This window comes from Pseudomonas sp. KB_15 (assembly GCF_052114525.1).
GTDB lineage: Bacteria > Pseudomonadota > Gammaproteobacteria > Pseudomonadales > Pseudomonadaceae > Aquipseudomonas.
Genome location: NZ_JBFREX010000002.1, coordinates 345,148 through 367,032 on the forward strand (window position 1 = coordinate 345,148; position 21,885 = coordinate 367,032).

Consider the following 21,885-nt stretch of genomic DNA (forward strand, 5'->3'; position numbering starts at 1 on the left):
TCGGCCGCCTTCGCGGGCAAGCCCGCTCCCACAGGGGTTCTGTGGTGTTCACACAATTTGTGGTTCACCTCGAACACTGTGGGAGCGAGCCTGCTCGCGATGGGGCCGGCACAAACACCGCATAAATCCCAGACAAACAAAAACGCCCCCGGCCTTTCGACCGGGGGCGTTTTCGTTCAGCCGGGGCTAAATCTTATGCCTTGGCTTTCTTGGCAGCGCGGGTACGCTCGCTTTCGTCCAGGATCTTCTTGCGAAGACGGATGGACTTAGGAGTCACTTCACACAGCTCGTCGTCCTGGATGAATTCCAGAGCCTGTTCCAGGGTGAAGCGAACAGGTGGAACCAGAGCGATGGTTTCGTCTTTACCCGAAGCACGCATGTTGTCGAGCTTCTTGCCCTTGGTAGGGTTAACGCCCAGGTCGTTGTCACGGCTGTTCAGACCAACGATCTGACCGTTGTAGATTTCCTGACCGTGTTCAACGAACAGCTTGCCACGTGCCTGCAGGGTTTCCAGGGAGTAGGTCAGTGCCTTGCCGGTTTCAACCGAAACCAGAACGCCGTTCTGACGGCCGGACATGTCGCCGGACTTCATCACGTCGTAACGGTCGAAGATCGAAGTCAGGATGCCAGCACCGTTGGTCAGGGTCAGGAACTGGTTACGGAAACCGATCAGACCACGAGCAGGGATGTTGTATTCCAGACGTACACGGCCCTTGCCATCCGGCACCATGTTGGTCAGGTCGCCCTTACGCAGGCCCATCTCTTCCATCACCTTGCCCTGGGATTCTTCCGGCAGGTCGATGGTGACGTTTTCGAACGGTTCGTGCTTCACGCCGTCAACCAGACGGATGATCACTTCCGGACGGCCTACAGCCATTTCGAAGCCTTCGCGACGCATGGTTTCGATCAGTACCGAGAGGTGCAGTTCGCCACGGCCGGAAACCTTGAACTTGTCAGCCGAGTCGCCTTCTTCAACGCGCAGTGCAACGTTGTACAGCAGCTCTTTGTCCAGACGTTCCTTGATGTTACGGGAAGTCACGAACTTGCCTTCTTTACCGCAGAATGGCGAGTCGTTTACCTGGAAAGTCATGGAAACGGTTGGCTCGTCGACGGTCAACGGCTTCATCGCTTCAACGGTATCCGGGTGGCACAGGGTGTCGGAGATGAACAGCGAGTCCATACCGCTGATGCAGACGATGTCGCCTGCTGCAGCTTCTTCAACGTCTACACGGTGCAGACCGTGGTGACCCATCAGCTTCAGGATACGACCGTTACGCTTCTTGCCGTCGGCGCCGATAGCGACAACCGGGGTGTTCGGCTTGACGCGACCACGAGCGATACGGCCAACACCGATAACACCCAGGAAGCTGTTGTAGTCCAGTGCGGAGATCTGCATCTGGAACGGACCTTCACGGTCAACAGCCGGCGCCGGTACGTTGTCGACGATCGACTGGTACAGCGGGGTCATGTCTTCAGCCATTTCGGTGTGGTCCAGACCGGCAATACCGTTCAGGGCCGAGGCGTAGACGACTTTGAAGTCCAGCTGTTCTTCGGTGGCACCCAGGTTGTCGAACAGGTCGAAGATCTGGTCCAGAACCCAGTCCGGACGCGCGCCTGGACGGTCAACCTTGTTGATGCACACGATCGGACGCAGGCCGGCTTCGAAAGCCTTCTTGGTCACGAAACGGGTTTGCGGCATAGGGCCGTCTTGAGCGTCAACCAGCAGCAGAACGGAGTCGACCATCGACATTACGCGCTCAACTTCACCGCCGAAGTCGGCGTGGCCCGGGGTGTCCACGATGTTGATGTGGTAGCCGTTCCAGTTGATGGCGGTGTTTTTCGCCAGAATGGTAATACCGCGCTCTTTTTCCTGGTCGTTGGAGTCCATCACGCGCTCGTCGTTGAGCTCGTTGCGCTCCAGGGTGCCGGATTGACGCAGGAGTTTGTCTACCAGGGTGGTTTTACCATGGTCAACGTGGGCAATGATGGCGATGTTGCGTAGATTTTCGATCACTTGTGTATCTCGATCAGAGGATTCGGTGTGCTGACAAGTCTTGGCAGCGATTAACAGTAGCGTCCGTGAAAGCCGTTACAGCTTGACGGTGGCGTCGGGGGGCCGGTGACGCAGGCCACAGGCAAACAGCCCCGGGCACTTAGCTCGGTCGATAAACGCGCACATTGGCATGCCCCTCACTGAGCAAATGGTGGGCATGCAGGCGACTCATCACGCCTTTGTCGCAATACAGCAGGTACTGGCGAGTAGGGTCCAGTTCCTTGAAACGAGCGTTCAGTGCATAAAACGGCATCGTTTGTACCTCGATGCCAGCGAGGTCCAGCGGGTCGTCTTCAGCGGCATCCGGGTGACGGATATCGATGACGATCTGACCGGCCAGCGCTTCGCTGACTTCTTCAATCTGCAAGTCCTGGCCCAATTCGTCGATCACGCGATCGATCGGCACCAGCTTGGCGTTTTCGAGCGCACGCTCGAGCACCGCCATATCGAATTCTTTCTCTTCGTGCTCGACACGGTAGCGCTTGGCGGCCGTCTTCGGATTGACCGAAATGACGCCGCAGTACTCCGGCATGTGCCGGGCGAAATCGGCGGTGCCGATTTCGTTGGCCAGGTCGATGATGTCCTGCTTGTGACTGGCGATCAGCGGACGCAGTACCAGCTTGTCGGTCACGCAGTCGATCACGCTCAGGTTCGGCAACGTCTGGCTCGACACCTGGGAAATCGCCTCACCGGTGACCAGTGCCTCGATGTGCAGTCGATCGGCAATCCGGGACGAAGCGCGCAACATCATACGCTTCAATACTACGCCCATATGACTGTTATCGACTTTGCCGAGAATTTCGCCCAGCACTTCCTCGAACGGCACACTGACAAATAGCACGCGTTGGGAGCTGCCGTACTTCTTCCAGATGAAATGCGCGACTTCCATGACGCCCAGTTCGTGGGCACGTCCGCCCAGATTGAAGAAGCAGAAGTGCGCCATCAGGCCACGGCGCATGATCTGGTAGGCCGCAACGGTGGAATCGAAGCCGCCGGACATCAGCACCAGCGTCTGTTCCAGGGCGCCCAGCGGATATCCGCCGATGCCGTTGTGCTGACTGTGGATCACGAACAACCGTTGGTCGCGAACTTCGATTCGGACTTCGATTTCCGGTTTTTTCAGGTCGATCCCGGCGGCACCGCACTGACGACGCAACTGGCTGCCGACATATTTCTCAATATCTATCGAGCTGAATGGGTGCTTGCCGGCGCGTTTGCAACGCACCGAGAAAATCTTCCCGGCCAGTGCATCACCGTAGTGCTGCTTGCACTTCTCAACGATGTCGTCGAAATCGCCCAGCGGGTATTCATCGATTTGCAGGAAATGCGCGATGCCCGGCATGCAGCTCAGGCGCTCGCCCATCTCCTTCAAGGCCTTGGGGTCGCTGACGCGGGTTTCCAGCTCGAGGTTGTCCCACACGCCGTTCACCACCACGGCCGGGTCCAGATCGCGGAGCACGGCACGGATGTTCTTGGCCAATTGACGGATGAAACGCATCCGTACCGGGCGGCTCTTGATGGTGATCTCGGGGAAGACTTTTACGATTAATTTCATGGAAACAGCGCGCGCATGGCCTGCCGAAAAAGGGGGGCGCGGATTATAGCGGAAATTGCTCAAGGTTTAACCAGTTAATGTGCAGAAGGTTTCGCACGCACCAAAACAGGTCATTTATTGAAATGAACGCCACATTGTAGGGCAGGATTTTCCGCTTTAAGGTACTTTTCCGCCTGACAGGCGTGAAATTGGGGCAAAAAACCCATGGTGGGGCACTGGCATGCAATTTGCTCCCTTGTGAGGCAGGTTGCCTTGGCAGAGTATTCGCGCCGGCATCACCCACATTTAAGGGCATCCATTACTAGCCCGAAGCCACCCGGAGGACACTATGTCGAAGTCGGTTCAACTCATCAAAGATCATGACGTCAAGTGGATTGATCTGCGCTTCACGGACACCAAAGGCACTCAGCACCACGTGACCATGCCGGCTCGCGATGCGCTGGATGACGACTTCTTCGAAGTCGGCAAAATGTTCGACGGTTCCTCCATCGCTGGCTGGAAAGGCATCGAAGCCTCCGACATGATCCTGATGCCGGACGACTCCACCGCTGTTCTGGATCCGTTCACCGAAGAACCGACCCTGATCCTGGTCTGCGACATCATCGAGCCTTCGAGCATGCAAGGCTACGATCGCGACCCACGTGCGATCGCCAAGCGCGCCGAAGAGCACCTGAAAGCCACCGCTATCGGTGACACTGTGTACGCCGGTCCAGAGCCAGAGTTCTTCATCTTCGACCAGGTCAAGTTCAAGTCCGACATTTCCGGCTCCATGTTCAAGATCTACTCTGAACAAGGTTCGTGGATGTCCGACCAGGACATCGAAGGCGGCAACAAAGGCCACCGCCCAGGCGTCAAAGGCGGCTACTTCCCGGTTCCACCGTTCGACCACGACCACGAAATCCGTACCTCCATGTGCAACGCACTGGAAGAAATGGGCCTGACCGTCGAAGTTCACCACCACGAAGTGGCGACTGCCGGCCAGAACGAAATCGGCGTCAAGTTCAACACCCTGGTGAAGAAAGCCGACGAAACCCAAACCCTGAAGTATGTCGTGCACAACGTAGCCGATGCCTACGGCCGCACCGCGACCTTCATGCCTAAGCCTCTGTACGGCGACAACGGCTCGGGTATGCACGTACACATGTCCATCTGGAAAGATGGCAAGAACACCTTCGCAGGCGAAGGCTATGCCGGTCTGTCCGATACCGCTCTGTACTTCATCGGCGGCATCATCAAGCACGGCAAGGCCCTGAACGGCTTCACCAACCCGGCGACCAACTCCTACAAGCGTCTGGTTCCAGGCTTCGAAGCTCCAGTGATGCTGGCCTACTCGGCTCGCAACCGCTCCGCTTCGATCCGTATTCCTTACGTGTCGAGCCCGAAAGCCCGCCGTATCGAAGCGCGCTTCCCGGATCCGGCTGCCAACCCGTACCTGTGCTTCGCCGCACTGCTGATGGCTGGCCTGGACGGCATCCAGAACAAGATCCACCCTGGCGACGCTGCTGACAAAAACCTGTACGACCTGCCGCCAGAAGAGGCGAAAGAGATCCCACAAGTTTGCGGCAGCCTGAAAGAAGCCCTGGAAGAGCTGGACAAAGGTCGTGCGTTCCTGACCAAAGGCGGCGTTTTCAGCGACGACTTCATCGACGCTTACATCGCCCTGAAAAGCGAAGAAGAAATCAAGGTACGTACCTTCGTACACCCACTGGAATACGAGCTGTACTACAGCTGCTGATCCGGTAGCGCTGCGACACGCGGCGTGACAAAAAGAGGCCTCCTTCGTGGAGGCCTTTTTTATTGCCATTGTTTGATGATGCCCCATGTGGGAGCGAGCTTGCTCGCGATAGCGGACTTTCAGACCATACCGATGATGAATTCAATACCCCCATCGCGAGCAAGCTCGCTCCCACAAGGGTTTGTGGCGCCTGGAATATCTCGCAAACCATATCCATATGTTTAGCTGCTTGGGACAACCGCCTCGCCTGACCTATGCTGCAACCCAACGCTTTCGTTTCCGGTCGATTCCATGGGTCGTGGTTTTCTCTTTATCCTGTTGCTGATTGTTCTGCCCGCCACGGCGCAGATCTACAAATACACGGACGCCAACGGCGCCACCGCGTACAGCAATCAACCGCCTGACGGCGTCAGTGCCCAACCGGTCGACTTGCCGCCCCTCAACAGCATTGAGCGCCAGCCTCCCGGCGAAGCCGCGCCTATTGCTGAAGCCGCCCCGAATGAACAGCCCCACAAGACCTATGAAGTGCTTGAGCTGACAGGCCTGCCCACCACCGAAGCCTTGCGCGCCAACAACGGCACGTTCACCGTAACGGTACTGATCAAGCCCCGCCTGCAAGGCGCCCACCTGTTGCGCCTGCTGCTGGACGGTCAGCCCTGCGGCCAGCCAGGCAATGTGCCGATCCTGCAACTGGTGAACATCGATCGCGGCGAACACCGCCTCGCCGTGCAAGTGATCGATGGCGAAAACGTTGTACAGCAGAGCCCCACCACAACTTTCACTGTGCAACGAGTACACACGCCTTGAAGGCCTGGCTGCTGATCGCCTGCTTCATCGCGCTGCCCGCGTCGGCAGAGGTTTTTACTTACGTTGACCCCCAAGGCAACCGGGTTTTCACCGACCAACCCAAACCCGGCAACGCCACGCGTGTACCACTGGTAAAGAGCAATCGAATGGCGGCCAACCCCACAAGTGCAGCGCCGTCGAGTGCAGAAGACAGTCCCGAAGTAAAAGCGCCGTTCCACTATGACCTGGTGCGCATCCTGGTTCCGGAACCCGACGCGACCATCCGCAGCAACGCAGGTGAAATCATCGTCAGCGTCACCAGCGAACCAGGCCTGCAACGGGGTCATCGCTACCGATTACTGCTCGACGGCCAGCCCACTGCCGAACCTGGCCTGAGTCCGGTGTTCCCGTTGAGCAACATCGATCGCGGCAGCCATACCCTGTCCGTGGAAATCCTCGACGAACAGGGGCGCATCGTCGAACGCACCGCCAGCCAACCCTTCCACATGCAGCGCACGTCTCTCGCCCAGAAGCGCAAGATCAAACCCTGCACTCTCGAAGACTACGGCCAGCGGCCGGAATGCCCGCCCGGCGACAAACCCGCCGAAGAAAAAAATCCGTTCCTGCGACTTTTCTAACCTCGTTCAGGTTTGCGCACTATATTGGTGCAATTGCTTGCACCGTACTCACATTCCAACCCATTTTGGTTCGAAAGTACCCGAAAAAGCCGGCAGAACGCCACGCAAACGAGCGTCAAACGCCTGTTTCAGGCGCTGAACGCTTCTTTTCGGAGCCTTGGTTTGGTTTTTGCATTTTGCCCGTACCAGCGCTTTTTTCTTGCGCATGCCCTGCTCTAAAAGAGGTCCCGATGACCATTAGCGACGCACTCCACCGTTTGCTACTCGACAACCTCACCACCGCCACCATCCTGCTCGACGCCGAACTGCGCCTCGAGTACATGAACCCGGCGGCGGAGATGCTGCTGGCCATCAGCGGTCAGCGCAGCCACGGGCAGTTCATCAGTGAGTTGTTTACCGAATCGACCGAAGCGTTGAACTCCTTGCGCCAGGCCGTCGAACAAGCGCACCCGTTCACCAAGCGCGAAGCCATGCTCACCGCCCTCACCGGCCAGACCCTGACCGTCGACTACGCGGTAACGCCGATTCTGAGCAACGGCGACACGATGCTGCTGCTCGAAGTCCACCCCCGCGACCGCTTGCTGCGGATCACCAAGGAAGAAGCACAGCTGTCCAAGCAGGAAACCAGCAAGATGCTGGTGCGCGGCCTTGCCCATGAAATCAAGAACCCGCTAGGCGGGATTCGCGGCGCGGCACAATTGCTGGCCCGCGAACTGCCGGAAGAAAGCCTGCGCGACTACACCAACGTCATCATCGAAGAAGCCGACCGCCTGCGTAACCTGGTGGATCGCATGCTCGGCTCCAACAAGTTGCCGTCACTGGCCCAGTGCAATGTCCACGAAGTGCTGGAGCGCGTCTGCCACCTCGTAGAGGCCGAAAGCCAGGGCTGCATCACCTTGGTGCGCGACTACGATCCAAGCATTCCGGACGTGCTGATCGACCGCGAGCAAATGATTCAGGCGGTCCTGAACATCGTGCGCAACGCCATGCAGGCCATCAGCAGCCAGAACGAGCTGCGCCTGGGGCGCATCAGCCTGCGCACCCGCACCATGCGCCAGTTCACCATCGGCCACGTGCGCCATCGCCTGGTGACCAAGATCGAGATCATCGACAACGGCCCGGGCATTCCTGCGGAACTTCAGGAAACCATCTTCTTTCCCATGGTCAGCGGTCGTCCGGACGGTACCGGGCTGGGCCTGGCCATTACCCAGAACATCATCAGCCAGCACCAGGGCCTGATCGAATGTGACAGCCACCCCGGCCACACCACTTTCTCGATCTTTCTGCCACTGGAACAAGGAGCCACATCGACATGAGCCGTAGTGAAACCGTGTGGATCGTCGATGACGACCGTTCTATCCGTTGGGTCCTGGAAAAAGCCCTGCAGCAGGAAGGCATGACCACGCAAAGCTTCGACAGCGCCGATGGCGTGATGAGCCGCCTGGCGCGCCAGCAGCCGGATGTGATCATTTCCGACATCCGCATGCCTGGCGCCAGCGGCCTGGACCTTTTGGCGCGGATTCGCGAGCAGCACCCCCGGCTGCCGGTCATCATCATGACCGCTCACTCCGATCTGGACAGCGCTGTCGCGTCCTATCAGGGCGGCGCCTTCGAGTACCTGCCCAAGCCGTTCGATGTCGACGAAGCGGTCTCCCTGGTCAAACGCGCCAACCAGCACGCCCAGGAACAACAGGGCCTGGAAGTCGCCCCGGCACTGACCCGCACGCCGGAAATCATTGGTGAAGCGCCGGCGATGCAGGAGGTGTTTCGCGCCATCGGCCGCCTGAGCCACTCCAACATCACCGTGCTGATCAACGGCGAGTCCGGTACCGGTAAAGAACTGGTGGCCCACGCCCTGCACCGTCACAGCCCGCGGGCGGCTTCGCCGTTCATCGCGCTGAACATGGCGGCGATTCCAAAAGACCTGATGGAGTCCGAACTGTTCGGCCACGAGAAAGGCGCGTTCACTGGCGCGGCCAACCTGCGTCGAGGGCGTTTTGAACAGGCCGACGGCGGTACGCTGTTCCTCGATGAAATCGGCGACATGCCGGCCGATACCCAGACCCGTTTGCTGCGGGTACTGGCCGATGGCGAGTTCTACCGCGTCGGCGGTCATGTGCCGGTGAAGGTCGATGTGCGCATCATTGCTGCGACCCACCAGAACCTGGAAACCCTGGTGCATGCCGGGAAATTCCGTGAGGACTTGTTCCATCGTCTGAATGTGATCCGCATCCACATCCCGCGCCTGTCGGACCGTCGCGAAGACATCCCGACCCTGGCCAAGCATTTCCTCAGCCGCGCCGCGCAAGAACTGGCCGTCGAGCCAAAACTGCTGAAAAGCGAAACCGAGGAATACCTGAAGAACCTGCCGTGGCCCGGCAACGTGCGACAGCTGGAGAACACCTGCCGCTGGATCACGGTGATGGCGTCGGGTCGTGAAGTACACATCGGCGACCTGCCGCCGGAGCTGCTGAGCCTGCCGCAGGATTCGGCACCCGTGACCAACTGGGAGCAAGCCCTGCGTCAGTGGGCCGACCAGGCGCTGGCCCGCGGCCAGTCGAGCCTGCTCGACAGCGCCGTGCCGGCCTTCGAGCGGATCATGATCGAGACCGCCCTCAAACACACTGCCGGCCGCCGCCGCGATGCCGCCGTGTTGCTGGGCTGGGGGCGCAACACCCTGACGCGCAAGATCAAGGAATTGGGGATGAAGGTAGATGGCGGGGATGAGGATGAGGGGGATGAGGGCTAAACAGCCTGTAGTTATTCGCTGATCGTTAGGCCCAATCGCGAGCAAGCTCGCTCCCACAGTGGTTTTTCGGCGTTTTCACTATCGTGTAGACACCATCGAACCCTGTGGGAGCGAGCTTGCTCGCGATGCTTTTAGAGCCATCAATGCACCGACTGAATGCACTGTGAACCGCAATCGCGCACGAAAGCTGAATCGAAACACCGCCTCCATCTGCCGCAAAACTCCCCCCCCAAAAACACCAAAGCCCCGAATTACGGGGCCTTGAGCATTACTTCAGAATTTTCTGTTACCACACATGAAAACCTGGCACGCCCCCTGCAATAACCCTTTCAAGTGAATCAGTTCACCTACCCGGTTTCGGGGACCTTGGTACAGGCAGGCCGGGGATTCCCCTCTTTACACCGGGCTCACACCGCACCCGCGACGAGCCCGACCGTTTTGGGGCCCTTGATACAGGCAGGTCAGGGGTTCCTTCTTTACACCAGGCTCATACCGCACTCGCGACGAGCCTCCCGTTTCGGGAACCTTGGTACAGGCAGGCCGGGGATTCCCTCTTTTATTGCTCCCGGAGATGGATCTCCAGCCGCCAGCGGTCATCGACCTCGCTACCGGCCCACTCGCCCTGCAGGGGCCGGGCCGCCACCAGTGTCAGCAACAACCCCCCATCGCTCAAACGTACCCGCCAGTTCACGTCCTTGCCGCCGAGCTTGAGCTGGCCTTTCTGCGCCTTGCCCTCGGCGCCAAACAGCAGCGCGACACTGCCGTCCACCATTTCGCCATGGGTCTCGGGCTCGTTGTTGAACCACACCACCAGTCCATCGCTTGTCACTTCAACCTGCTGCAACTGACTGGGGTCTGGCGCGGTCAGGCGACCGATCATCATCCCGACCATCATCCCGACAATCGCCAGCGAGCCCATTACCCGCAGGAATAGTTTCGAACGCACGCCTTCTGGCGGCGTAGAATGCGCGTCATCTTTACCTTCGGAGCCGTGCATGTTTCACGTCATCCTTTTCCAACCAGAAATTCCGCCGAATACCGGCAACGTTATCAGGCTGTGCGCCAACAGTGGCTGCCACCTGCATTTGATCGAGCCGCTGGGCTTCGAGATGGACGACAAGCGCCTGCGCCGGGCCGGTCTCGACTACCACGAGTATGCCACCCTGCAACGCCATGCGGACCTGGCCAGCTGCCTGGAAAGCCTCGGTCACCCGCGGGTGTTCGCGTTCACCACCAAAGGCTCGCGGCCGTTCCACGATGCCAGCTTCGCCCCGGGCGACGCGTTCCTGTTCGGCCCGGAAAGCCGTGGCCTGCCGGCCGAGGTGCTTGATGCCCTGCCCGCCGAACAACGCCTGCGCCTGCCGATGCGCGAAGGCTGCCGTAGCCTGAACCTGTCGAACACTGTCGCAGTGGCGGTTTACGAAGCCTGGCGCCAAAACGGCTTCAAATAACACCCAAAAAAATGTGGGAGCGAGCTTGCTCGCGATGGCGGTGCTTCAGTCAACATTGACGTTGAAACTGATGACCTCATCGCGAGCAAGCTCGCTCCCACAGTATTGAAACGCTTTTACTGAACGGTTGGAGTCTCGCCGGCAGCCTGCATGCGTTGCAGTTCTTGCGCGTACAGCGCATCGAAGTTCACCGGAGCCAGCATCAGTGCCGGGAACGAACCGCGGGTCACCAGGCTGTCCAGGGTTTCGCGAGCGTACGGGAACAGGATGTTCGGGCAGAACGCACCCAGGGTGTGGCTCATCGAAGCGTCATCCAGATTCTTGATCAGGAAGATCCCGGCCTGCTGCACTTCGGCGATGAACGCCACTTCGTCACCGTTTTTCACGGTCACCGACAAAGTCAGCACGACTTCGTGGAAGTCGGATTCCAGCGTCTTTTGACGGGTGTTCAGATCCAGGGCGACGCTCGGCTCCCACTGCTGGCGGAAGATCGCCGGGCTTTTCGGAGCTTCGAAGGACAGGTCACGCACATAAATGCGCTGCAAGGAGAATTGCGGTGCAGTTTCTTCTTCGTTCGCAGCAGTGTTCTGTTGGTCAGTCATCGCAGATCCTTCTTGATCCAGGGTTCTTTTAGGTTTGCTTGTTTGGGGTTTTGCCGTCAGGCCCTGAGCAGCGCGTCGAGCTTGCCCGCGCGCTCCAGGGCGAACAAATCATCACAACCGCCCACGTGGGTGCTGCCGATCCAGATTTGCGGCACGGACGTACGTCCGGCTTTCTGGGCCATCGCGGCGCGCACCTGCGGCTTGCCATCGACCTTGATCTCTTCGAAGGCCACGCCTTTGTTCTCGAGCAGGTATTTGGCTCGCGAGCAGTAAGGGCAGTAATCGCTGGAATAGACGACGACGCTACTCATATCACTTCACCAGCGGCAGATTGTCGGCTTTCCAGCTGGAGATACCGCCGGACAGCTTGGCGGCGGTGAAGCCGGATTTCATCAATTCGCGGGCGTGGGTGCCGGCGGTCTGGCCCATGGCGTCGACCAGGATGATGGTCTTGGCCTTGTGCTTTTCCAGTTCGCCAACGCGGGCGGCCAGTTTGTCCTGGGGAATGTTCACCGCACCGACAATGTGACCGGCGGCGAAATCCTTGCTCGGACGAATGTCGATCACCACGCCAGCGTCCTTGTTGACCAGGCCGGTCAGTTCGCCGGTGCTCAGGCTACGGCCGCCGCCCTGCATTTGATAGGCAATCAGCAACGCCAGCAGTACGACGAAGATACCGACGAGAATGTAGTGGTTAGTGGCGAATTCAATCAGGTGAGCAACCATCGAAGGAGGTTCCAGGGCGTTAAAATGTCGGCCAGTATACACAGCCACTATGGTGGGCCAAACCCCGTCCGGCGGTGACGCGGCCGGAACTTCGCTTTAAACTGCGACTCCCTTTTCCATCGCCCCTTTTTAACGAGCCAGAGCGGATTCCATGACTACCACGCCTAAACCTTTGGTCCTGATGATTCTCGACGGCTTCGGTCACAGCGACAACCCCGAATCCAATGCCATTTTCGCGGCGAAGAAGCCTGTACTGGATCGTCTGTGGGCCACCGTGCCGAACGGCCTGATCTCGGGCAGCGGCATGGACGTCGGCCTGCCGGATGGCCAGATGGGCAACTCCGAAGTCGGCCACATGAACCTGGGCGCCGGCCGCGTGGTGTATCAGGACTTCACCCGCGTCACCAAATCGATCCGCGACGGCGAGTTCTTCGAGAACCCGACCATCTGCGCCGCCGTGGACAAAGCTGTCGCCGCCGGCAAAGCCGTGCATTTCATGGGCCTGCTGTCCGATGGCGGCGTGCATAGCCACCAGGATCACCTCGTCGCCATGGCCGAGCTGGCGTTCAAGCGCGGCGCTCAAAACATCTACCTGCACGCTTTCCTCGACGGTCGCGATACCCCGCCGAAAAGTGCGCAATCGTCGATCGAACTGCTCGATGCAACCTTCCAGGCCCTGGGCAAAGGCCGGATCGCCAGCCTGATCGGCCGTTACTACGCCATGGACCGCGACAACCGTTGGGACCGTGTGTCCCAGGCCTACAACCTGATTGTCGATGGCCAGGGCGAATTCAACGCTGCCACCGCTCAGGAAGGCCTGCAAGCGGCATACGAGCGCGGCGAGAGCGACGAATTCGTCAAAGCCACCTCCATCGGTGAGCCGGTAAAAGTCGAAGACGGCGATGCCGTGGTGTTCATGAACTTCCGCGCCGACCGCGCCCGCGAGCTGACCCGCGTGTTCGTCGAAGACAACTTCAGTGAGTTCGAGCGTGCCCGCCAGCCGAAACTGGCCGGTTTCGTCATGCTGACCCAATACGCCGCCAGCATCCCTGCGCCGTCGGCTTTCGCTGCCGGCAGCCTGGAAAACGTGCTGGGCGACTACCTGGCGAAAAACGGCAAGACCCAGCTGCGTATTGCCGAAACCGAAAAATATGCCCACGTGACCTTCTTCTTCTCCGGCGGTCGCGAAGAACCGTTCCCGGGCGAAGAACGCATTCTGATTCCGTCGCCGAAAGTCGCTACCTATGACTTGCAGCCGGAAATGAGTGCACCGGAAGTCACCGACCGCATCGTCGACGCCATCGAAAACCAGCGTTACGACGTGATCGTGGTCAACTACGCCAACGGCGACATGGTCGGTCACAGCGGTGTGTTCGAAGCGGCGGTCAAGGCTGTTGAATGCCTGGACCTGTGCGTGGGCCGCATCGTCGATGCCCTGGAAAAAGTCGGCGGCGAAGCCTTGATCACCGCCGACCACGGCAACGTCGAGCAAATGTCCGATGAAACCACTGGCCAGGCGCACACTGCGCACACCACCGAGCCGGTGCCGTTCATCTATGTCGGCAAGCGCGACTTGAAAGTCCGCGAAGGCGGCGTGCTGGCGGACGTGGCACCCACCATGCTGAAGTTGCTGGGCCTGGAACAACCGGCGGAAATGACCGGGACTTCGATTCTGGTGTAACCGGGCCGCTCAAACACCCCAGTACCCTGTGGGAGCGAGCCTGCTCGCGATAGCAATCTGACAGCCAACTAACCCGTTGAATGTCAGGACGCCATCGCGAGCAGGCTCGCTCCCACAATGGTTTTGGGGTGTTTTCAAGGGCAACTTCGCTCCAGTTATCACACAGTCAGAAATGGGCATTTTTTTTGCCGCCCATGGCGGGCATACTAGGCCGTCCCTTTCCCTGGTGCCGCCCGCCCCTATGCTTCGCGTCCTGATAGCCCTAGCCCTGACTTGCCTGCTCCAACCGGCCTTTGCTGACGAGCGCGCAGATACCCAACAACAGTTGGACGCCACGCGTCAGGACATTGCCGAGCTGAAGAAACTGCTGGGCAAGCTGCAGGAAGAAAAATCCGGTGTGCAGAAAGAGCTCAAGGGCACCGAAACCGAAATGGGCAAGCTCGAGAAGCAGGTCGAAGCCCTGCAGAAAGAGCTGAAAAAAAGCGAAGCCGAGTTGCAGCGGCTCGATGCGGAGAAAAAAAAACTCCAGAGCGCGCGCACTGAACAGCAACGACTGATCGCCATTCAGGCCCGGGCGGCCTACCAGAACGGTCGCCAGGAATACCTCAAGCTGCTGCTCAACCAGCAGAATCCGGAAAGATTCGCCCGTACCCTCACCTATTACGACTACCTGAGCCAGGCTCGCCTGGTGCAGTTGAAGAATTTCAACGAAACCCTGCGCCAACTGTCCAATGTCGAGAAAGACATCGCCATGCAGCAGGCGCAACTGCTGGTGCAGCAAAGCAGCCTCGACACCCAGCGTGACGAGCTCGAGAAAGTCCGCAAGGAGCGCCAGCAAGTCCTGGCCAAACTCAATGACGACGTAAAGGCTCGCGATCAGAAGCTGGCGGCACGCGAGCAGGATCAGGCAGACCTGTCTAAAGTCCTTAAAACCATTGAGGAAACCCTGGCCCGCCAGGCCCGTGAGGCAGAAGAAGCGCGGCAAAAAGCGCTGATTGCCCAGCAGGAAGCCGAAAAAAAGCGTTTACGTGAGGCCCAGGCGTTGGCAGATGCCAGCGACGATGCCCCGCGCAAACCGGTCAAGTCGACACCTGGCGCACTGGTTTCCAGCTCCGGCGAGACCTTTGGCGGTCCGTTTGTATCAACCCGCGGCAAACTTCCCTGGCCTGTCGATGGTCGACTGTTGGCGCGCTTCGGTGAAAACCGTGGCGACGATGCCCGGACCAAGTGGGATGGCGTGATGATCGGCGCGTCTGCCGGCAGTGCGGTACATGCCGTGCACGGTGGTCGCGTGGTGTTCGCCGACTGGTTGCGCGGCGCCGGGCTGCTGGTGATTCTCGACCACGGCAACGGGTACTTGAGTCTGTACGGTCATAACCAGACGCTGCTCAAGTCTGCGGGTGACGTTGTAAAAGCCGGTGAACCTATTTCCACTGTCGGTAACAGTGGCGGGCAGGACACACCAGCGCTGTATTTCGCAATTCGTCAGCAGGGTCACCCGAGTGACCCGGCGCAATGGTGTCACGCGCAAGGATAAGCGCGTCGCCTAATTCAGGAGTTCGTTCGACATGCTGCATTTGTCCCGCCTTACCTCGCTGGCCCTGACGATCGCCCTGGTGATCGGCGCGCCTCTGGCGTTTGCCGCTCAACCAGCCCCGGCGGTTGCGCCTGCGGGCACTGCTGCGACCACCAAGGCGCCACTGCCGCTGGACGAGTTGCGCACCTTTGCCGAGGTGATGGACCGGATCAAGGCCGCTTATGTCGAACCGGTGGACGACAAGACCCTGCTGGAAAACGCCATCAAGGGCATGCTCAGCAACCTCGACCCGCATTCGGCTTACCTCGGCCCTGAAGATTTCGCCGAGTTGCAGGAAAGCACCAGTGGCGAATTCGGCGGCCTGGGCATCGAAGTCGGTGCCGAAGACGGCTTCATCAAAGTGGTGTCGCCGATTGACGACACTCCGGCTTCCAAGGCCGGCATTCAGGCCGGCGACTTCATCGTCAAGATCAACGGCCAGCCCACCCGTGGCCAGAGCATGACCGAAGCCGTGGACAAGATGCGCGGCAAGATCGGCCAGAAAATCACCCTGACTCTGGTGCGCGACGGCGGCACGCCGTTCGACGTGACCCTGGCCCGCGCCGTCATTCAAGTGAAGAGCGTGAAGAGCCAGTTGCTGGAATCCGGCTACGGCTACATCCGCATCACCCAGTTCCAGGTCAAGACCGGCGAAGAGGTTTCCAAGGCCCTGGCCAAGCTGCGCAAGGACAACGGCAAGAAGCTCAAAGGCATCATCCTCGACCTGCGCAACAACCCGGGTGGCGTGTTGCAGGCAGCGGTGGAAGTGGTCGATCACTTCATCACCAAGGGCCTGATCGTCTACACCAAGGGCCGCATCGCCAATTCGGAGCTGCGCTTCTCCGCCACCGGCAAGGACGAAAGCGAAGCCGTGCCAATGGTCGTGCTGATCAACGGCGGCAGCGCCTCGGCTTCGGAAATTGTCGCCGGCGCCCTGCAGGATCAGAAACGCGCCGTGCTGATGGGCACCACTAGTTTCGGCAAGGGCTCGGTGCAAACCGTGCTGCCGCTGAACAATGAACGCGCCTTGAAGATCACCACAGCGTTGTACTACACGCCGAACGGCCGCTCGATCCAGGCCCAGGGCATCGTGCCGGACATCGAAGTACGCAAGGCCAAGATTACCAGCGAACAGGACGGCGACTACTTCAAGGAAGCCGATCTGCAAGGTCACCTGGGCAATGGCAACGGCGGCGCCGACAAACCGACCGGCTCCAGCGGCAAAGCCAAACCTATGCCGCAGGACGACGATTACCAACTGGCCCAGGCCCTGAGCCTGCTCAAAGGGTTGAGCATCACATCCGGCCGCTGAGATGCTTCTGCGGTTGCTGATCGGTCTGCTGTGTTGTCTGGCGGGTGTTGCTCACGCAGAACCCGCCGGATCGACGCCCCACAAAGCCTACCTGAGTCTGATCATCGATGACCTGGGGCAGAACCTGCCCCGGGATCGTCGCGTGCTGGCCCTGCCCGGCCCGGTGACCACGGCGATCATGCCCGACACGCCCCACGCCACCGAATTTGCCCGCGAAGCCCATAGCGCCGGCAAGATCGTCATCCTGCACATGCCCATGGATCCGGCCACCGGACCGTTCGCCTGGCATCCCGAGCTGCCGGTTGATGAGCTGGAAAAGCGCCTGAACGCCGCGTTCAAAATGGTCCCGTACACCAGCGGCATCAACAATCACATGGGTAGCCGCATGACCGCGCAACCAGCGGCGATGGCCTGGTTGATGGCGGACTTGCAACGACGGCACAAGTTCTTCGTCGACAGCCGCACCAGCGCCCGGACCGTGGCCGCTGCCGAAGCGCAGAAGATCGGTCTGGCCAGCGTTTCGCGGGACGTGTTCCTCGACGATGAGCGTACTGAAGCTGCGATCTTCACTCAGTTGCAGATAGCGATCAGCCTTGCGCACAGGCAGGGCTCAGTGGTGATGATCGGGCATCCGTATCCACAGACACTTTCGGTGCTGGAACGCGAATTGCCCAAGCTCAGGGGCCAGGGGATCGAGTGGATTGATATCAAACAGATGATCAGCGAGCGCGGCAATCGGGCAACCGCAGCGCATGGCAAGGATGGGGTGTACCGCTAACCTGCTGTCACTTAAAACACCTGTGGGAGCGAGCTTGCTCGCGATGGCGTCATCACTTTCAACATCTCTATCAACTGTCAGACCGTCATCGCGAGCAAGCTCGCTCCCACAGTGGTCCGGGCATGGTGGCTAAAGGGGTTGATGTTGAATCCTAGAGATACCGCCCCATAATCTCGTCCACCACACCTTCCTTGCGCATCTGATCCAGCGCCGCCTGGAGCTTGGCCACCGTCTCGTCCGGCACGTCCTTGTTCAGTGCCAGGTACAGTTCAGCGCTGTTGAAACGCAGTACGGTTTTCAACCCGATAACCCCCTCCTGGCGCGCCAGGTAGCGCCCGGCCGGATCGCCGGTGGCCCACAGATCGATCTGGCCGTTGACCAGTTTCTTCGCGTTGTCCTGATCGCGCAGTACGACGACCGGATTGAGCCCTTGCCTGGCGAGGGTCTCGGCGATCGCATCGCCCTTGTAGGCGCCGACTTTGTATTTGCGCGCGTCATTCAAGGTTTCGAGGGTGATCTTGCTGTCAGCCTTGGCCAGCATGATCCAGTCGTCCGGACCAATTGGGCCGACCCATTTGAATAGCTTCTCGCGATCCGGCAACCGCGCCATGACGAATGCGCCGTATCCGGGGTTTTCGAGTGCGAGTTTGTAGACCCGCTCCCAAGGAAAGCGCAGCGTCAGGCTGTAGGTAATGTTGGCGCGCTTGAAAATCTCGCGGACGATGTCCGTGGCGATGCCATTGATGTTTTCGTCCTGCGCGAAATTCTTGCCATTCTTTGCCATGTTGTACGGCGGGAAGTTTTCCGTCAGCAACACCAGATCGGTATCGGGACGGTCTGCTGCTTGCGCTCCGCTGATGAACAACAGAGAAGCACTGGCGAGGGCTAGAAGAAAGCACTTAAGCATGTCTGGCTACCGAAATCCATGGCGTACCCAAGAGTGCCTTGGGCACGCCATGATGTCCACTGGCCTGCATTGGTTTGTTCAGCGCATCACAATTCCGCGATGAGCCATATAAGCCTTCGCTTCTTGCACCGTGTATTCGCCGAAGTGGAAAATACTCGCCGCCAGTACAGCGCTGGCGTGGCCTTCGATAATGCCGTCAGCCAGGTGCTGCAGATTGCCGACGCCACCGGAAGCGATCACCGGAATGCCCAGCGCGTCGCTGATGGCGCGGGTGACTCCCAGGTCGAAACCGTTTTTCATGCCGTCCTGGTCCATGCTGGTCAGCAGGATCTCACCGGCACCCAGACCTTCCATTTTCTTCGCCCATTCGACAGCGTCGAGACCGGTTGGCTTGCGTCCACCGTGGGTGAAGATTTCCCAGCGCGGGGTTTCGCCCGGCCCGGAAACCTTTTTCGCGTCGATCGCGACCACGATGCATTGCGAACCGAAATGCTGCGCCGCTTCGCCGACGAACTCAGGGTTGAACACCGCTGCGGTGTTGATCGAGACCTTGTCCGCGCCGGCATTGAGCAGGTTGCGAATGTCCTGCACGGTACGCACGCCACCGCCCACGGTCAGCGGGATGAACACCTGGCTGGCCATGCGCTCGACGGTGTGCAGCGTAGTGTCGCGGCCGTCGACGCTGGCAGTGATGTCGAGAAAGGTAATCTCGTCGGCGCCTTGCTCGTCGTAGCGACGGGCGATTTCCACCGGGTCACCGGCGTCGCGGATGTTTTCGAATTTCACACCCTTGACCACCCGGCCGTTGTCCACGTCCAGGCAAGGGATGATGCGTTTGGCCAGGGCCATGGTCGTTTCCTCAGCCTTTGTACGAATCGCAGAAAGCTTGCGCTTCAGCGACATCGAGGGTGCCTTCGTAAATCGCACGGCCGGTAATGGCGCCAATGATGCCCGGTGCCTTGGCGTCGAGCAGGGTCTTGATGTCACCCAGGTTGTGGATGCCGCCGGAAGCGATCACCGGGATCTTTGTCGCCGCAGCCAACGCCGCGGTGAACGGCACGTTGCAGCCCTGCATCATGCCGTCTTTGGCGATGTCGGTATAAACGATGGCGGACACGCCGTCGGCTTCGAACTGTTTGGCCAGGTCGATCACCTGAATGGTGCTGATTTCAGCCCAGCCGTCGGTGGCGACGAAACCGTCCTTGGCGTCCAGGCCAACAATCACCTTGCCCGGGAAGGCGCGGCAGGCTTCGGCAACGAAGGCCGGATCTTTCACGGCCTTGGTGCCGATGATCACGTAGCTCACGCCCGCTTTCACATAGTGCTCGATGGTTTCCAGGGAGCGGATACCGCCGCCGATCTGGATCGGCAGGTTCGGGTAGCGCTTGGCGATGGCAGTAACCACTTCACCGTTGACCGGCTGGCCTTCGAAGGCGCCGTTCAGGTCGACCAGATGCAGACGGCGGCAACCGCCCTCCACCCACTTGGCAGCCATGCTCACCGGGTCATCGGAGAACACCGTGGAATCTTCCATGCGGCCCTGGCGCAGACGAACACAGGCACCGTCTTTAAGATCGATAGCGGGAATAATCAGCATCTGGCAAACCTTCAGAATTGAATGTTCAGCTTGGCTCGAAAATCAGTTTTTTTCGAGCGCCCACAAGTCGCTTTCGATGCTTTCGAACCTCTCTTTGAGGTGCGCCTGCACATCGAAAATCGCCCTGTTGTAATAGTGCGGAGCAATTTCACGGGTAAACAGCTCAAGAATCTCAGCCGCCTCGAACGAGCCGAGGTCGAGTTCGAAGCGGTCTTCCATGAAACGCTTGATCTTGCGATTGGCCTCGCTCTCCTGCTCGGGAGTGAGGGTCAGGATCGGCGGTTTCTTCTTGACGGCCATTTACCAGCGACCGTCCCACGCAGCGAAGTTCTGCAGCAACTGCAGGCCATGGGTATGGCTTTTCTCCGGGTGGAACTGCACGGCGAAACGCGAGCCTTCGGCCAGCGCCGCGGCGAAATCGACACCGTAGTGACCGCCACCCACCACCTGCCGCGCGTTGGCGGCAGCGATGTAGTAGCTGTGCACGAAGTAGAACCGCGCCAGGTCCGGAATGTCGTGCCACAGCGGGTGACTGACCTTCTGCTTCACTTCGTTCCAGCCCATGTGCGGCACTTTCAGGTGCTCACCGTCCTCGACCAGATCCTTGCCGAAGAACTTCACCTGGCCCGGGAACAGGCCAATGCAGTCGACGCCGTCGTTCTCTTCGCTGGTGTCGAGCAAGGCTTGCATGCCCACGCAGATGCCAAGGAACGGACGGTCCTGGCTGACTTCACGCACCAGCGAATCGAAACCGAGGCGACGGATCTCCGCCATGCAATCGCGAATGGCGCCAACACCAGGGAAAACCACCCGGTCGGCCTCGCGGATCACGTTGGCATCGCTGGTGATCAGCACCTTGCCGGCACCCACGTGCTCGAGGGCCTTGGCCACCGAGTGCAGGTTGCCCATGCCGTAATCGATAACCGCGACTGTCTGCATTACAGGACGCCTTTGGTCGAAGGCATTTGCCCGGCCATGCGGTCATCGAGCTCGACGGCCATGCGCAGGGCGCGGCCGAAAGCCTTGAACACGGTTTCGATCTGGTGGTGGGTGTTATGCCCACGCAGATTGTCGATGTGCAAGGTGACGTTGGCGTGGTTGACGAAGCCCTGGAAGAATTCCTGGAACAGGTCAACGTCGAAGCCGCCGACGGTGGCACGGGTGTATGGAACATGCATCTGCAGGCCGGGACGGCCGGAGAAATCGATCACCACGCGCGACAGCGCTTCATCGAGCGGCACGTAGGCGTGGCCGTAGCGACGGATGCCTTTCTTGTCGCCGATGGCTTTGGTGAAGGCCTGGCCGAGGGTGATACCGACGTCTTCCACCGTGTGGTGGTCATCGATATGCAGGTCGCCCTTGCTGACAATATCCAGGTCGATCAGCCCGTGACGGGCGATCTGGTCCAGCATGTGCTCAAGAAAAGGTACACCGATATCGAATCGGGCCTTTCCGGTGCCATCGAGGTTGATCGAGGCTTTGATCTGGGTTTCCAGAGTGTCGCGCTCGACAGACGCCATACGTTCGGCCATCACCAGCTCCGCAAAATCATTGGGCGAAAAAGGCAGCCATTATAGGCTTGCGGGCGCCAAACAGAAACACGAGAGGTGATATCCCTGACGGAGTGAATCCGGGGGTGTCGGCGATAGACATGTCCATACAAGCCATTTGGCACACTACAAAACAACTGTGGGAGCGAGCTTGCTCGCGATGAAGCCCTCACATTCGACATATCTGTC

General features: G+C 59.5%; 23 protein-coding genes. 10 read left to right on the top strand and 13 right to left on the bottom strand.

The genetic code is table 11. The features are described 5' to 3' along the window. Nucleotides 1–193: 193 nt before the first annotated feature. Together typA and thiI are read right to left on the bottom strand one after the other, a co-directional pair. A complete protein-coding gene (gene typA / locus AB4Z35_RS03935) occupies nt 194–2,014 on the bottom strand; it encodes a translational GTPase TypA (RefSeq protein ID WP_007989225.1) in 1,821 nt (606 codons plus the stop codon). 139 nt (nt 2,015–2,153) lie between these two features. Beyond that, complete coding sequence (thiI, locus tag AB4Z35_RS03940; protein WP_008002931.1) at nt 2,154–3,608, bottom strand: tRNA uracil 4-sulfurtransferase ThiI; 1,455 nt, start codon at nt 3,606–3,608, stop codon at nt 2,154–2,156. 328 nt (nt 3,609–3,936) lie between these two features. Here thiI and glnA point away from each other — a divergent pair, with 328 nt between their 5' ends. The 3 genes from glnA to AB4Z35_RS03955 all read left to right on the top strand — a co-directional run bounded on the left by glnA (nt 3,937) and on the right by AB4Z35_RS03955 (nt 6,767). Further along, nucleotides 3,937–5,343, top strand: a complete 1,407-nt coding sequence (glnA, locus tag AB4Z35_RS03945; protein WP_008002929.1) for a type I glutamate--ammonia ligase — start codon at nt 3,937–3,939, stop codon at nt 5,341–5,343. Between the two features lie 291 nt (nt 5,344–5,634). Further along, nucleotides 5,635–6,150: a DUF4124 domain-containing protein gene (locus tag AB4Z35_RS03950; RefSeq protein WP_442096089.1), complete on the top strand. Its 516-nt coding sequence runs from the start codon at nt 5,635–5,637 to the stop codon at nt 6,148–6,150. Continuing rightward, nucleotides 6,147–6,767: a DUF4124 domain-containing protein gene (locus AB4Z35_RS03955; protein WP_442096090.1), complete on the top strand. Its 621-nt coding sequence runs from the start codon at nt 6,147–6,149 to the stop codon at nt 6,765–6,767. Before AB4Z35_RS03950 ends, AB4Z35_RS03955 begins: the two co-directional genes overlap by 4 nt. Nucleotides 6,768–6,815: 48 nt before the next feature. Here AB4Z35_RS03955 and AB4Z35_RS03960 read toward each other — a convergent pair whose 3' ends face one another. Then, nucleotides 6,816–6,974 (bottom strand): hypothetical protein, encoded by a 159-nt coding sequence (locus AB4Z35_RS03960; protein ID WP_157221388.1) that lies wholly within the window; start codon nt 6,972–6,974, stop codon nt 6,816–6,818. Between the two features lie 23 nt (nt 6,975–6,997). Between AB4Z35_RS03960 and glnL the strand changes: the two genes are divergently transcribed. Together glnL and ntrC are read left to right on the top strand one after the other, a co-directional pair. Then, nucleotides 6,998–8,083, top strand: a complete 1,086-nt coding sequence (glnL, locus tag AB4Z35_RS03965) for a nitrogen regulation protein NR(II) (protein ID WP_008002923.1) — start codon at nt 6,998–7,000, stop codon at nt 8,081–8,083. Next, a complete protein-coding gene (ntrC, locus tag AB4Z35_RS03970; protein ID WP_442096091.1) occupies nt 8,080–9,516 on the top strand; it encodes a nitrogen regulation protein NR(I) in 1,437 nt (478 codons plus the stop codon). Before glnL ends, ntrC begins: the two co-directional genes overlap by 4 nt. Nucleotides 9,517–10,072: 556 nt before the next feature. Here the strand turns inward: ntrC and AB4Z35_RS03975 are convergent. Continuing rightward, nucleotides 10,073–10,513: a hypothetical protein gene (locus AB4Z35_RS03975; protein ID WP_033052685.1), complete on the bottom strand. Its 441-nt coding sequence runs from the start codon at nt 10,511–10,513 to the stop codon at nt 10,073–10,075. Here AB4Z35_RS03975 and trmL point away from each other — a divergent pair. After that, complete coding sequence (gene trmL, locus AB4Z35_RS03980; RefSeq protein ID WP_007989218.1) at nt 10,512–10,967, top strand: tRNA (uridine(34)/cytosine(34)/5-carboxymethylaminomethyluridine(34)-2'-O)-methyltransferase TrmL; 456 nt, start codon at nt 10,512–10,514, stop codon at nt 10,965–10,967. The genes AB4Z35_RS03975 and trmL overlap by 2 nt on opposite strands. Nucleotides 10,968–11,083: 116 nt before the next feature. Here trmL and secB read toward each other — a convergent pair whose 3' ends face one another. From secB to AB4Z35_RS03995, 3 genes are read right to left on the bottom strand one after another with little or no spacing between them, the layout of a single operon-like run. Beyond that, nucleotides 11,084–11,569, bottom strand: a complete 486-nt coding sequence (gene secB / locus AB4Z35_RS03985) for a protein-export chaperone SecB (RefSeq protein ID WP_007972740.1) — start codon at nt 11,567–11,569, stop codon at nt 11,084–11,086. Between the two features lie 56 nt (nt 11,570–11,625). Continuing rightward, on the bottom strand, nt 11,626–11,880 hold the full coding sequence (gene grxC / locus AB4Z35_RS03990; protein WP_008047737.1) for a glutaredoxin 3: 255 nt from the start codon (nt 11,878–11,880) through the stop codon (nt 11,626–11,628). A gap of 1 nt (nt 11,881) precedes the next feature. After that, nucleotides 11,882–12,295, bottom strand: coding sequence for a rhodanese-like domain-containing protein (locus AB4Z35_RS03995; protein ID WP_008002917.1), 414 nt, complete (start codon nt 12,293–12,295; stop codon nt 11,882–11,884). Nucleotides 12,296–12,446: 151 nt separating this feature from the next. Here AB4Z35_RS03995 and gpmI point away from each other — a divergent pair, with 151 nt between their 5' ends. From gpmI to AB4Z35_RS04015, 4 genes are all read left to right on the top strand, one after another. Continuing rightward, entirely contained in the window at nt 12,447–13,976 is a 1,530-nt protein-coding gene (gene gpmI / locus AB4Z35_RS04000) for a 2,3-bisphosphoglycerate-independent phosphoglycerate mutase (RefSeq protein ID WP_015093081.1), read from the top strand. A 241-nt stretch (nt 13,977–14,217) separates the two neighbouring features. After that, entirely contained in the window at nt 14,218–15,513 is a 1,296-nt protein-coding gene (locus AB4Z35_RS04005) for a murein hydrolase activator EnvC family protein (protein ID WP_442096092.1), read from the top strand. Between the two features lie 31 nt (nt 15,514–15,544). Further along, nucleotides 15,545–16,864, top strand: coding sequence for a S41 family peptidase (locus tag AB4Z35_RS04010; RefSeq protein WP_008018959.1), 1,320 nt, complete (start codon nt 15,545–15,547; stop codon nt 16,862–16,864). 1 nt (nt 16,865) lies between these two features. Further along, nucleotides 16,866–17,642 carry a divergent polysaccharide deacetylase family protein gene (locus AB4Z35_RS04015; RefSeq protein WP_442096093.1) on the top strand — a complete coding sequence of 259 codons (777 nt, stop codon included), beginning with the start codon at nt 16,866–16,868 and terminating at the stop codon, nt 17,640–17,642. Nucleotides 17,643–17,793: 151 nt separating this feature from the next. Here the strand turns inward: AB4Z35_RS04015 and AB4Z35_RS04020 are convergent, their stop codons facing one another. The 6 genes from AB4Z35_RS04020 to hisB all read right to left on the bottom strand — a co-directional run bounded on the left by AB4Z35_RS04020 (nt 17,794) and on the right by hisB (nt 21,678). Then, entirely contained in the window at nt 17,794–18,549 is a 756-nt protein-coding gene (locus AB4Z35_RS04020; protein ID WP_442096094.1) for a substrate-binding periplasmic protein, read from the bottom strand. A 78-nt stretch (nt 18,550–18,627) separates the two neighbouring features. After that, nucleotides 18,628–19,398 (bottom strand): imidazole glycerol phosphate synthase subunit HisF, encoded by a 771-nt coding sequence (gene hisF / locus AB4Z35_RS04025; RefSeq protein WP_007972752.1) that lies wholly within the window; start codon nt 19,396–19,398, stop codon nt 18,628–18,630. A 10-nt stretch (nt 19,399–19,408) separates the two neighbouring features. Beyond that, a complete protein-coding gene (hisA, locus tag AB4Z35_RS04030) occupies nt 19,409–20,146 on the bottom strand; it encodes a 1-(5-phosphoribosyl)-5-[(5-phosphoribosylamino)methylideneamino]imidazole-4-carboxamide isomerase (RefSeq protein ID WP_007972753.1) in 738 nt (245 codons plus the stop codon). Nucleotides 20,147–20,188: 42 nt separating this feature from the next. Next, complete coding sequence (locus tag AB4Z35_RS04035; RefSeq protein WP_007989200.1) at nt 20,189–20,446, bottom strand: DUF2164 domain-containing protein; 258 nt, start codon at nt 20,444–20,446, stop codon at nt 20,189–20,191. Further along, the gene (gene hisH, locus AB4Z35_RS04040; protein ID WP_007989198.1) at nt 20,447–21,085 is read right to left on the bottom strand and encodes an imidazole glycerol phosphate synthase subunit HisH; all 639 of its coding nucleotides are present in this window, start codon (nt 21,083–21,085) and stop codon (nt 20,447–20,449) included. Continuing rightward, the gene (gene hisB / locus AB4Z35_RS04045) at nt 21,085–21,678 is read right to left on the bottom strand and encodes an imidazoleglycerol-phosphate dehydratase HisB (protein WP_007939452.1); all 594 of its coding nucleotides are present in this window, start codon (nt 21,676–21,678) and stop codon (nt 21,085–21,087) included. Before hisB ends, hisH begins: the two co-directional genes overlap by 1 nt. Nucleotides 21,679–21,885: the final 207 nt, after the last annotated feature.